This window comes from Cupriavidus sp. DF5525 (assembly GCF_040149425.2).
In the GTDB taxonomy this organism is placed as follows: Bacteria; Pseudomonadota; Gammaproteobacteria; order Burkholderiales; family Burkholderiaceae; genus Cupriavidus; species Cupriavidus pickettii_A.
Genome location: NZ_CP168266.1, coordinates 630,255 through 642,293, shown reverse-complemented (window position 1 = coordinate 642,293; position 12,039 = coordinate 630,255). Strand labels below are relative to the sequence as shown.

The window sequence follows — 12,039 nt, the reverse complement described above, 5'->3', positions numbered from 1 at the left end:
GGGGGCGTATTTGCCCCCGTGTGGTCAAAGCCCTGCCTAAGCTCTACACCGTCCGGTACCTCGGAAAGGACTTAACTGAACGGCATTACTTTTCAAGCGGGCACTTCGCCCTTTAGGGTGACCCGGTTCAAAAGGCGCTCGTGGTTGCCGTAGTCGTGGACCGCATAGTGCATGGTGCACCGGTTATCCCACATCAGCGCATCGCCGACGCGCCACATGTGGCGGTAGATGTTGTCCGGCTGCGTGCTGTGCTCATATAGGAAGTTCAGCAAGGGCCGGGCTTCGGCCTCCGTCATGCCCTCAATGCCCATCACATTGTCCGGATGCCCGATGTAGAGCGCCTTGCGGCCGGTCTCCGGATGCGTGCGCACCATCGGATGCACGGCGGAGGGCACATCCGACTCGCACACGCCTTGGGAGCGGGCCAGCCGCACGGCGCGGAAATGGACGCGCAAGTCTTGCAGCATGCGTTGCATGACGGGAGTCAGCCTATCGTAGGCGAGATATTGGTTGCACCACATCGTGTCGCCACCCACCGGCACCACCTGCGCGCTGAGCATGGTGATCTTGGGCGGCACGGGCGTGTGCGGCGCATCGTAGTGCCAGGCCTCGGTCGAAATCAGCTCCTTCGGCGCCGTTCGGATCTGGACCACTTCGGGATACTCATCGAGCCGCAGCTTGGACAGCAAGGCCGGAACGACCGGCTCGCCCCAGTGACGGATGAAATCCAGCTGAGCCGCGGGCTTGAGCGGCTGCTCGCGGAACACCAGCACGCAGTGCTGCAGGAATGCCTTGCTCAGTTGCTCGAACCGTTCGTCGGTCAAGGGCTCCGAGAGCGAAACGCCTTCGACCGAGGCACCGATCGAGCCGGTGAGTGGTGTGATCCTTATGGTCATGCAAGCTCCTTCGTCGCAGTCTGCGACATGGTGATTGGCGCGGCGGCCGCCATCACACTCTTGTGGACGGCCAGGACGATTTTTCCGAAGTGCTGGTTGGTTGCCATGTAGGCGTGGGCCTGTGCGATGTCGTCAAGTGCGAACAGGCGGTCGACCGGCATCTTGAGGCGATTCTCGTGCAGCAGCGGCAGCACATCGCGCGCGCACGCTTCGATCAAGGCGAGCCGTTCTTGCTCGGTACGGGTGCGGAAGGTGGTCCCGACAAGCTTCAGCCGATTGACCCACATATGCTTGATGTCGACCTGGGCGGTATCGACGCCGCTCATCCGCGCGATGATGACTAGCCGGCCGCGCACGGCCAGGCATTTCAGGTTGGTGTCGAACACCGCGCCGCCCAGCGAGTCGATGATCACGTCCACGCCGCGGCCGTCGGTGACGTCCTTCACGGCCTGCACGGTGTCCGACTGCGAGGCATCGATGGTGTGGGTCGCGCCGTATTCACGCAGCCGCGCCAGCTTGGCCGCCGAACGCGAGGTGGCGATGACCTGGCTGGCGCCGAGTTGGGCGGCGAGTTGGACGGCGGCCAGTCCCATGCCACCGGTGGCGGCATTTACCAGCACGGATTGGCCGGAATGGAACTCGCCGTTGGTGACGAGCGCGTCGTGCGCGCTGATGAACACGTTGGGGAATGCCGCCGCCTCGACCCAGGACAGCGTGGCCGGGATCGGGATCAGCGCGCGCGCCGCGGCCAGCACATACTCGGACTGGCCGCCCCAGCCGTGGCCGGTGACGCGGTCGCCTTCACGCACGCTGTGCACATCGGGTCCGACCTCGCTGACCATGCCGGCGAACTCGATGCCGGCCAGTATCGGGCCGCCGTTTTTCGCTTCCCCTACCCGGATCAGTTCGCCCCGGTTCAGGCCCGAGGCCATCACCTGCACCACCACTTGGCCGGGACCCGGCGTCGGGCGGGGAATCTCGCGGATTTCCAGGTGGCCGCCTTGCGGGCCCGGAATAATCATGGCTGCTTTCATCGCTGGATCATTTCCATCAAGGTTTTGTCAGGTCTTACTGCTTCAGGGTCAATTTGCGGTTCAGCGCGTCGAAGTGGTCGTAGTCCGACTGCAGGCGCTGCGCGAATTGCTGCGGCGATTCGGGCATGATTGGCTCGAATCTCAGCTTGGCGACCTGGTCGCGGAACGGCGCCAGACCCGCGATGCGGCGCGTGACGGCGTAGAGCTTTTCGACAACGGCTGTTGGCACCTTGGGAGATACCGCGATGCCCTGCCAGCTGCTGAAATCATTGAACTCCTGAAAACCCTGTTCAGCGAAGGTCGGAACCTGCGGCATGCCGGGGTAGCGGGTGGTGCCCGCGATGGCCAGCGCTTTGATTTTGCCGCTCTGCAGATGGGGTCCCGAGGTCACGACACTGTCCAGACACATCGTGACCTGATTGGACATCACCGCGAGCAGCGCGGGCGGAGTACCCGAATATGGCACGTGCTGCATGTTCACGCCGAGTTTGAGATTGAGCATCTCACCTCCGCGCTGCGCGATCGTTCCGGGACTCGGGGAAGCAAAGCTGCTCTTGTCCGGCGCAGCCTTGAGTTGCCGCGCCATGCCGGCCAGGTCATTTGCGGGGTAGTCCTGCGCAACGACCAGCACGTAACGGTACTGGGTGAGCGCCGCCACCGGCCGCACGTCCTTCATCGGGTCGTAGGGGGGCTTCATGACGTGCGGTATTTCGGTGAGCACGTTCGAGCTGGTGTATAGGATGACATGGCCGTCGGCAGGCGCGTTCAGCATCGCCTGCACGCCGATTGAGCCTCCGGCGCCCGCCTTGTTTTCAATGATGACAGGTTGGCCAACCTCCTTGGACAAATAGCTGGCAAAGAGGCGAGCCGGCGCGTCCATGTTTCCGCCGGCAGGCGCGGGGACGATGATCTTGATGGCCCGCTCGGGCCAGGCCTGGGCCAGCGATGAGCAGGCCAGCAACAACGCGCCGAGCGCGAAACGACAAGACGCAAGGCTAGCATTCATGGATATCTCCTCGGTTTTTTTCACACGACGCGGTGAACTGCGGACGATCTAACTCCAGGCATCGACGCGTGCAGCGCCAGCTCGCCGACCAGTGCGTTCGCTGCAGGCTGGCCAGTGGCCCGGTGCCTCGTGGCGCAGACCGGGAACCGGCAGCAGTGTCGGCGCTGCGGACTGTCGTGCGTCGCTTATCGCGCCACCTTGCGTTCGGCCAGCGCCGGCCTGACCGGACGGCGAGCGGTGGGATAACGCAACTCGGCGAGCGTCTGCTCGGTCGTCTGGTACTGCGTGCCGATCTTGAAGATGGCGCGCGCTTCCTGGGCCGAGGCGACACCCCGTCCCAGTTCGTGCGAGATGCGCACCAGTTGTTCGATCTGCTTTACGCTGGACATCGGCTCGCCGGTGGGCCCCCAGATCGTGTCCTCGATCCCGCAGCGCACGTGCAGGCCCATGGCGATCGCCATGGTGTTGACCGGCAGGGTGGCGCGCATCAGCGATTCCAGTGTGAGCGTCGACCCATCGGGGAGAAGGCGAATGAACTCCATCATGCTGTAGGGGTCCGGGTTGTCGAAGCCGCCGCTGAGCGCGACCCAATTCACATTGAGCGGCCCCTTGTAGAGGCCACGCCGGATCAGGCGCTCGAGGGTGACGAGGCCTGATTTCATGGTGATCTGGAAGTGCGGCTGGATGCCGTTGGCCGCCAATTGGGCGAGGTGTTCGCGCAACCAGGCGGGCCCTGCCGGAACGATCATCTCCTCATAGGCGTCGTAGACCGCCTTGCGCTCGAACGAGGTTCCCGCGCAGTCCTCAGGGGTCATGATCTCAACCGTGTTCATCTGGCCGGTGTTGACTGCCACGGTGACCTGCTCGGGCGTCGGCTTCAGGCGCGCCAGCATGTGACGCGTCTCGTCGCTCAGCCACTCGGCGGGCGCGCCTTCCTCGACCGGTGCGAACGAGATCGAGCCGCCGACCTGGATGATCATGTCGGGCACCGCCTGCTTCAGGCGCGATAGCAGCTCGTTGAAGCGGTCGAGGTTCTTGCAGCCAGAACCATCGTCCTCGCGAGCATGGAAATGGAGCACGGTGGCGCCGGCGTTGTAGCAGTCCACCGCCTTCTGCACCTGTTCCTCGATCGTGACCGGGATGTCGGAGGGAAAGTCGCCCGGCTCCCATTGCGGGCCATAAGGCGCGGCGGTGATGACAAGTTTTTCCTGGTTTTCGGGCAGCAGGGCCCCGTCGAGGAAGTGCATGGTGTTCTCCTTTGTAGGCTGCGGAGTCTGCGAAGGCAGGCCGCGCGCTGGTAGCTATGATGCGGGTCGCCGCCTCGGCAGAATTGATCCGTTGTCGCGTAGAATTGATTAGATGTAACGGATCAAAAACTTTTGAAAATGTCCACCGACCAGCCCCACCTCATTCGAAGTGCCAGCCTGACAGGCTTCGCCGATCTGGCGCAGTCGGCTGGACTCGACCCCTTGGCGATGATGCGCAAGGCGGGCCTGCCGCGCCGGTGTCTCGACGACAGCGAGACCCTGATCGGCATGGAGGCGGTATGCCGCTTGCTGAACCACTGCGCGCAAACCTCGGACATGGAGGCGTTCGGCCTCAGGCTGGCCAGCCGCCGCCATATCTGGGAACTCGGCCCCGTCAGCCTCGTGATCAAGCAGGAGAGCACGGCGCTGAGAGCGGTCAAGACGCTGCTGGGCTACAACCGTGTGCTCAGCGACGCTCTGCTAGCCCGGGTGGATGAAGAAGACGACGTTGTCGTCATCCGCGAGGAATTGATATTGGGCAAGTCGGTCCCGACGCGCCAGGCGATGGAGCTGACGGTCGGCGTGATGTTCCAGGTGCTGCGCGACCTTCTGGGGCCCAAATGGGAGCCTCGTATGGTTTGCTTCACCCATCGGCCGCCACGGGATCTGAGCTTTCACCGTTCCTTCCTCGGCAAGCGCCTCGAGTTCAACGGCGACTTCAACGGAATCGTCTGCGCGGCAAGCGACATGACCCGTGCACTGACCTCGACGCAGACCGGGCTCGCGAGTTTCGCGCGCCGCTTCATGGACTCCTCACTCAGCCAACGCAAGCCGGGGTGCAAGGAAACCGTGCGCCACCTGATCGCGGCCTTATTGGGCAGCGGCCGTTGCACGGCCGACAAGGTTGCGCAGCACCTGGGTGTCAGTCGGCAGACCCTGCACCGGCACCTGAGCCTCGAAGGCGGGCAGTTCAAGTCGGTGCTGGATTCCGTCCGCCGCGAGCGGGCGATGACGCTGCGCGACGACAGCGACCATTCGCTGGAAGACGCGGCCTCGATGCTCGGTTTCTCCTCAGCCAGCGCCTTTGCGCACTGGTTCCACGCCAGCTTCGACACCAGCTTCATTCAATCCCGGCGGGCGCGCCAGCGTGAGACAAAAGAACAAGTTTATGTGACCGCTGATCAATAGCAGCCGACCGGCCAATCGTCATAATTTCGCTTGTCGCGGGACACTGAAAACTGATGGAGGCAAGAGCATGGCACGCATGAGGATGGTCGATACGGACACCGTGGACCCCGAACTGAAGGACGTCTTCGAGAAGATGAAGCAGCAAGGCACGGTGCTAAACGTCTGGCGGATGATGGCCTGGTCCCCCGCACTCGCCAAGGCGTGGGCGCCTTGCTCGCGCGGCCTTCGCAACGACCTGTCCGTCTCGCGCAAGCTGCGCGAGCTGCTGATCGTGCAGATCGCCTTGCGGCACGAATCCGGGTACGAATACGGACACCACGTGCATATGGCGCGGGCCGAAGGCGTCACGCCGGCGCAGCTGGCCGCATTGCCGGACGGGCGGGATGGCGCGCTGTTCGACGCTGACGAAGCCCTGGTGCTACAGCTCGCGGACGACCTGACGCATGCCAGCGGCGCGAGCGCGCCGACCATGAAGGCCTTGCTGGAGCGTTTCGGAGAGAAGCACCTGATGGAACTGCTCGCGACCGGCGCGTTCTATTGTGGGGTAGCGCGCATCGTCAACTCGCTCGATTGCGAACTCGAACCTGAAGCCCGCTGAGTGGCTTGCCGGCGCGGCAGGGAATAAATGCTCTTGCCGGCCTTGTCCCGATCCTGACTCCAGTCAGGTGGATGGGCTGCCGGCTGACGCCATGGACAGCTTCATCCACCCGTCAAACTCCCCGAAGGGCGGTAATGCCGTTCAGTTAAGGTATCAACCACTACTGTCATTCCCGCGCAGGCGGGAATCCAGCGTCGTTTGAAGTCACTGGCTTCCCGCCTACGCGGGAACGACGGTAGTTGATGCATTACCCCCGAAGGGCGACCTTTCGGTGTCGGTCCCGGTCAGGCGACGCGTGAGTCAACTGCTCGCTCTTTCGAGCGGCCCCCTAAGCTCGGAACACCCACTGACCAAATCCGAAAATCTAGTCGCGTTTTGCTGTGTGAGCACTGATGACTTTTGAGCGGACAGACCGAAGTCTTTCGCATTCGCTATCAAGTGCCCACACTTATCGGTTTTTTGGTTGTTAAAGAAACCGCCCTTTCGGGTCACGCTCATCGGCTTTGCCGTTTGTGGTCCGCAGCAGATTCCGGAATCTCCGGTAGTGGTGACGTCAAGTCGTGCGGAACGCAGATGTATTGCGCCGCAGTCCCAAGAGGACGCTCTCGCTGTCACTGTCCGACTTTCTGGTCGACAAGTATCTGGCGTTCCACGCTGCCACGCATATCTGGCCAGGACATTGACTTACCAATTTGCGACACGACGCGCGTAGCTGCGGCAAGCAACGGCAGTGTTTCTGTTCGCACAGATGTACGAGGGCGATATCAAGGGGGGCCGGCCGGGCATCGCGCCGGATAATTTTCTGCGGAGCAGGCAGCGGCCCTTGCACATTTCCCCTGACGAGTGCGCCATTCCAGGGGCTATCCACTGCCGGTCTCCCGGCGCACATCGCGGTAGGAATGCTCATTACTGAGCACCCCCCGCACAGATCCCGGCGTGCCCAATTCGGGCACCGGGCTCCTACCTTGGGTGTTTGACGGCAAAACGCCGGTCGGGCCACGGGTGAAGGATTCGAGGTGGTGGGAGCCAGGCATCCGCGATCCGCTCGACCCGCGTCCACGTCATGTGATCCTTTTGGCTGCGGCGCCGGAGCGCACGCCGCCAGAGATCAACGACGTGGTAACGGAACGCGCCGAGTGCCCGCGAGTTCGTAGGTACTGCGTGGTACGCGAAGTATCCGCGAACCACCTGGCTGAGCCATTTCCCTTGCACAGGAATCGGATCGTGCATGCGTCGCCGCAGTTCCTCCTTGATCTGCCTGAGCTTCGCCCGCATGCGATCACCTCGGGTCTTCCGCTGCAACTGGAAAGCACCGCGACGCGATCGCCCGCAGATAAAGATGAAACCCAAGAAGGCGAAGGTCTCCGGTCGGCCAAGGCCTCGACGCTGGCGGTTGACCGCTGCATAGCGGCCGAACTCCAGCAGCCTCGTCTTGTCCGGGTGAAGCGCAAGCGAGAACTCCTCCAACCTCAGCCGCATCGCGTCCCAGAAGCGCCGCGCGTCAGCTTCGTGCTCGAAGCCGACCACAACATCATCTGCGTATCGCAAGATGATGACGTTGCCTTTGGCTTCTCGCCGTCGCCACCGGTTGGCCCAGAGGTCAAAGACGTAGTGCAAATACACGTTCGCGAACAGTGGTGAGGCCACTGATCCCTGCGGGGTACCTGTCTCACTAACGCTCAACTCTCCCTCTTCCAGCACGCCCGCCTTGAGCCACTTGCGCACAAGACGAATGATGCGTTGATCGCCGATCCGGTGCTCAATGAACCGGACTAGCCATTCCTGGCTAACCGAGTCGAAAAAGCTCCGAATATCCGCATCCAGAATCCAGTTCACCGGGGTGCTGGTGATGGCCGTCGCCAACGCGTCCAGCGCATCGTGCTGGCTGCGCGCGGGCCGGAACCCATACGAGAACCCGAGGAAATCCTCCTCGTAGATCGCGTTCAGCACATCAACCACCGCGCGTTGAACAATCTTGTCCTCCAACGCGGCAATCCCCAACGGGCGCTGCTTACCGTCCGGCTTCGGTATGTACCGCCGCCGGACGGGTAGTGCCCGGTACGCTCCGCTCTGTACTTGCGCATGCAGTCGCTCGAGATGTTCTTCCAGTCCTGCTTCGTAGTACCGCCACGTCACGCCGTCCACCCCAGGGGCCGCATTGCGCTTGAGCGCAAAGAACGACTCCCTAAGGCGATCGATCGTGACGTGGTGCAGCAGCGCAGTGAACCGCTCCTTCTTCCGCTGCCTTGCAGCTCGCCGTACACGTTCCAGCCCCTGTGGCACGCTTGCCCGGTTCTGCGCCCGGCACGTGTTGGACTGACCCATGTTCCCCTTGGTCCCCGCCCTTCGCTCCACCCACTCCGCAGCCGATTTCCCGGCATTGTTCGCAGGCTTCCTCGCTAGTACGGCGGAGTCTGACTTCTCCCGTCCGTTCATCATCGGCTACGGCTCCTCGCCTTCCCGATGCGGACCAGGCCATGCTGCGACTGGCCAGACGAGAGATCTCCCGGTTCCCGCGCAAAGAGCGTCCGTGCGTGCCAGGGTCTTGGACCACGCCGGGTCGTCGAGGCACTCGCGTTCACGCGCCCCTTCATGTTGCCTTCCGCGTTCTGAACCGCGTCGGCACCCGGAACAACACAACTATCGCGGCTCGATGGCTGGCCCGCACGTTCCCCTACCGACGCTTCGCTGACCACCTCACGGTGGCCTGCGCACGGCTCGGGGCCGATGTGGTTCGCTATTCCTTCATCGCAGTGGACTTTCACCACCTACTCCTTACCGGTCTCCCGGCGCACATCGCGGTAGGAATGCCCATTACTGAGCACCCCCCGCACAGATCCGTACGAGCCCGATTCGGGCATACGGCTCCTACCTCGGGTGTTTGACGGCAAAGCGCCGGTCCGGCCATGGATGAAGGATTCGAGGCTGCGGGAGCCAGGCATCCGCGATCCGCTCGACCCGCGTCCACGTCATATGATCCTTTTGGCTGCGGCGCCTGAGCGCACGCCGCCAGAGGTCAACAACGTGGTAACGGAACGCGCTGAGCGCTCGCGAGTTCGTTGGTACCGCGTGGTACGCGAAGTATCCGCGCACCACCTGCCCAAGCCATTTTCCTTGCGCAGGAATCGGGTCGTGCATGCGCCGTCGCAGGTCCTCCTTGATCTGCCTGAGCTTCGCCCGCATGCGATCACCGCGAGTCTTCCTCTGCAACTGGAAGGCACCGCGACGCGATCGTCCGCAGATAAAGATGAAGCCCAGGAAGGCGAAGGTCTCCGGCCGGCCAAGGCCTCGACTCTGGCGGTTGGCCGCTGCGTTGCGGCCAAACTCCAGTAGCCTCGTCTTGTCCGGGTGAAGCGCAAGCGAGAACTCCTCCAGCCTCTGTCGCATCGCGTCCCAGAAGCGCCGCGCGTCAGCTTCGTGCTCGAAGCCAACCACAACATCATCCGCGTACCGCAGAATGATGACGTTGCCTTTAGCTTCCCGCCGTCGCCACCGGTTGGCCCAGAGATCAAACACGTAGTGCATATACACGTTCGCGAACAGTGGCGAAGCCACCGAACCCTGCGGTGTACCGGTTTCACTGACGCTCAGTTCCCCATTCTCCAGAACGCCCGCCTTGAGCCATTTCCGCACAAGGCGAATGACGCGCTCGTCGCCGATCCGATGCTCCATGAACCGAACCAGCCAGTCCTGACTGACCGAGTCGAAGAAGCTCCGGATGTCGGCGTCTAGGATCCAGTTCACCGGGGTGCGGATGATGGCCGTTGCCAACGCGTCCAACGCATCATGCTGACTGCGTCCGGGTCGGAACCCGTACGAGAAACCGAGGAAGTCTTCCTCGTAGATCGCATTTAGCACTCCAACCACCGCGCGCTGGACGATTTTGTCTTCCAGTGCGGCAATCCCCAATGGACGCTGTTTGCCGTCCGGCTTTGGTATGTACTGCCGCCGAACGGGTAGCGCCCGATACGCTCCGCTGAGTACTTGCGTGTGCAGACGCTGGAGATGCTCCTCCAGTCCTGCCTCGTAGTACCTCCACGTCATGCCATCCACTCCCGGAGCCGCGTTGCGTTTGAGCGCATAAAACGACTCCCGAAGCCGGTCGGCAGTGACGTGATGCAGCAACGCAGTGAACCGCTCCTTCTTCCGCTGCCTTGCAGCTCGCCGTACACGTTCCAGCCCCTGTGGCACGCTTGCCCGGTTCTGCGCCCGGCACGTGTTGGACTGACCCATGTTCCCCTTGGTCCCCGCCCTTCGCTCCACCCACTCCGCAGCCGATTTCCCGGCATTGTTCGCAGGCTTCCTCGCTAGTACGGCGGAGTCTGACTTCTCCCGTCCGTTCATCATCGGCTACGGCTCCTCGCCTTCCCGATGCGGACCAGGCCATGCTGCGACTGGCCAGACGAGAGATCTCCCGGTTCCCGCGCAAAGAGCGTCCGTGCGTGCCAGGGTCTTGGACCACGCCGGGTCGTCGAGGCACTCGCGTTCACGCGCCCCTTCATGTTGCCTTCCGCGTTCTGAACCGCGTCGGCACCCGGAACAACACAACTATCGCGGCTCGATGGCTGGCCCGCACGTTCCCCTACCGACGCTTCGCTGACCACCTCACGGTGGCCTGCGCACGGCTCGGGGCCGATGTGGTTCGCTATTCCTTCATCGCAGTGGACTTTCACCACCTACTCCTTACCGGTCTCCCGGCGCACTCAGAACTTGTGGCGCACGCCCAGTGCGATCCCCAGCATGTTGGATTCGCCCCGGCCGAGGGTATAGCTGTTGCCCAGCGCAAGGCTGTTGGCGAAGCCGTTGGCCAGCGAATCCAGTCCCAGCCCTGCATTTTTCGAATAGGCCGACGTCAGATAGACATCGGTGCGCTTCGAGAACGAGTAGGTGCCGATCAGGTTGATCTGCCAGGGATTGGGCATCGATTGGTTGCCGAACAGGTTCTTGATATTGTCGTAGGCAAACTCCGCGATCAGGCCCAGCGCCGACGTCACCTGGTATTGGCCGCCGATCCAGTAGTAGTCGTCGCGCTTGACCATGCTGCCGTTCGCTCCGCGGTTCTGACCCCAGCGATAACCGCCCATGACCTTGGCATTGCCAAAGGCATAGCTGCCTGCAATTGCCGCGTTCTTGAAGGTGCCCGTGCCGTTGCCGAAGGCAGGGTTGAACTGGTCATAGCCTGCCGAGATGCTGATGCCGCCGGCGATATAGGACAGTCCCGCGCCATAACCGGTGTTCCGACGGAACTGGCCAGGCACCTCACCGTTACCCCCACCGGCAACCAGCAGTGGACTGGTCTGCGGCACAGCCAGACCGACGCCGAACGACCAATGCAACGATGCGGTCAGTGGACCGAATGCGCCCTTGTACTTGACCGTGTTGTCTTCACGATAGTTAGGCCCCAGCAGCAAAGCGCTGGGCTCATAAGACGTGGCGTAGAGCGCCGGCACAAAGTTCGACATCGAGTCGAACAGCGACGTGTACTGCCGGCCAAAGGCCACCTGTCCATAGTTTTTGCTCGCGAGGCCGACGTACGCCGAGCGGCCGAACAGCCGACCGCCCTGCTGCGAGGTGCCGGCGTCCTCGTTGTAGCCGCCTTCCAGCACGAACAGCGACGACATCCCACTGCCGAGGTCTTCCCTGCCTCGCAAGCCCCAACGCGAGCCTGACAAGCCGCCCGAGTTCATCCGGTAGACCTTGTTGCCTGGGCCGGGATTGTAGCCATTGGCCGGGGCTGGCGCCAAGCCCACGTGGTTGGCAAACTCGAGGTCGGCGTCGGCAACGCCGTACAGCGTGACGCCGCCCTGAGCCAGCGCCGTACCGCATCCTGCGCCGGCCATGACAAGGACCAGTCCCGTCTTCTTCATGTTCGCGGCGAGGCGGTTTCGACCTCGCCGAACTGGCTGGGATGTTCGATCAAAACATGTGGTATTGCTGCTGATATGGCCCAACTTTGTGCTCCTCGGTCTTTGCATTGGTTTGCATCGGGCGACGCGCCCTGATTCACGGCGTCCTCCTCTCGAAGAGCGACGCTGCACGCATGCCGGAAAAATCCGCCGAAACGCTTGCT

At 62.8% G+C, this 12,039-nt stretch carries 9 protein-coding genes; 2 read left to right on the top strand and 7 right to left on the bottom strand.

Annotated elements, in window-relative coordinates:
* Nucleotides 1–92 precede the first annotated feature (92 nt).
* From ABNX08_RS24145 to ABNX08_RS24130, 4 genes are all read right to left on the bottom strand, one after another.
* The gene (locus ABNX08_RS24145; protein WP_022538219.1) at nucleotides 93–896 is read right to left on the bottom strand and encodes a TauD/TfdA family dioxygenase; all 804 of its coding nucleotides are present in this window, start codon (nucleotides 894–896) and stop codon (nucleotides 93–95) included.
* Nucleotides 893–1,918: a zinc-binding dehydrogenase gene (locus ABNX08_RS24140; protein WP_349608180.1), complete on the bottom strand. Its 1,026-nt coding sequence runs from the start codon at nucleotides 1,916–1,918 to the stop codon at nucleotides 893–895. The genes ABNX08_RS24145 and ABNX08_RS24140 overlap by 4 nt, the downstream gene beginning before the upstream one ends.
* Nucleotides 1,919–1,964: 46 nt before the next feature.
* A complete protein-coding gene (locus ABNX08_RS24135; RefSeq protein ID WP_022538217.1) occupies nucleotides 1,965–2,936 on the bottom strand; it encodes a tripartite tricarboxylate transporter substrate binding protein in 972 nt (323 codons plus the stop codon).
* Nucleotides 2,937–3,121: 185 nt separating this feature from the next.
* Nucleotides 3,122–4,183 carry a 3-keto-5-aminohexanoate cleavage protein gene (locus ABNX08_RS24130; protein WP_022538216.1) on the bottom strand — a complete coding sequence of 354 codons (1,062 nt, stop codon included), beginning with the start codon at nucleotides 4,181–4,183 and terminating at the stop codon, nucleotides 3,122–3,124.
* Nucleotides 4,184–4,321: 138 nt separating this feature from the next.
* Here ABNX08_RS24130 and ABNX08_RS24125 point away from each other — a divergent pair, with 138 nt between their 5' ends.
* Nucleotides 4,322–5,371 carry an AraC family transcriptional regulator gene (locus tag ABNX08_RS24125; RefSeq protein ID WP_022538215.1) on the top strand — a complete coding sequence of 350 codons (1,050 nt, stop codon included), beginning with the start codon at nucleotides 4,322–4,324 and terminating at the stop codon, nucleotides 5,369–5,371.
* A gap of 67 nt (nucleotides 5,372–5,438) precedes the next feature.
* On the top strand, nucleotides 5,439–5,969 hold the full coding sequence (locus tag ABNX08_RS24120) for a carboxymuconolactone decarboxylase family protein (protein WP_022538214.1): 531 nt from the start codon (nucleotides 5,439–5,441) through the stop codon (nucleotides 5,967–5,969).
* A 960-nt stretch (nucleotides 5,970–6,929) separates the two neighbouring features.
* Here ABNX08_RS24120 and ltrA (ABNX08_RS24115) read toward each other — a convergent pair.
* From ltrA (ABNX08_RS24115) to ABNX08_RS24105, 3 genes are all read right to left on the bottom strand, one after another.
* The gene (ltrA, locus tag ABNX08_RS24115; protein ID WP_041682010.1) at nucleotides 6,930–8,405 is read right to left on the bottom strand and encodes a group II intron reverse transcriptase/maturase; all 1,476 of its coding nucleotides are present in this window, start codon (nucleotides 8,403–8,405) and stop codon (nucleotides 6,930–6,932) included.
* Between the two features lie 432 nt (nucleotides 8,406–8,837).
* Nucleotides 8,838–10,313, bottom strand: a complete 1,476-nt coding sequence (gene ltrA, locus ABNX08_RS24110) for a group II intron reverse transcriptase/maturase (protein ID WP_041681499.1) — start codon at nucleotides 10,311–10,313, stop codon at nucleotides 8,838–8,840.
* Nucleotides 10,314–10,672: 359 nt separating this feature from the next.
* Nucleotides 10,673–11,836 carry a porin gene (locus ABNX08_RS24105; RefSeq protein ID WP_022538212.1) on the bottom strand — a complete coding sequence of 388 codons (1,164 nt, stop codon included), beginning with the start codon at nucleotides 11,834–11,836 and terminating at the stop codon, nucleotides 10,673–10,675.
* Nucleotides 11,837–12,039 lie beyond the last annotated feature (203 nt).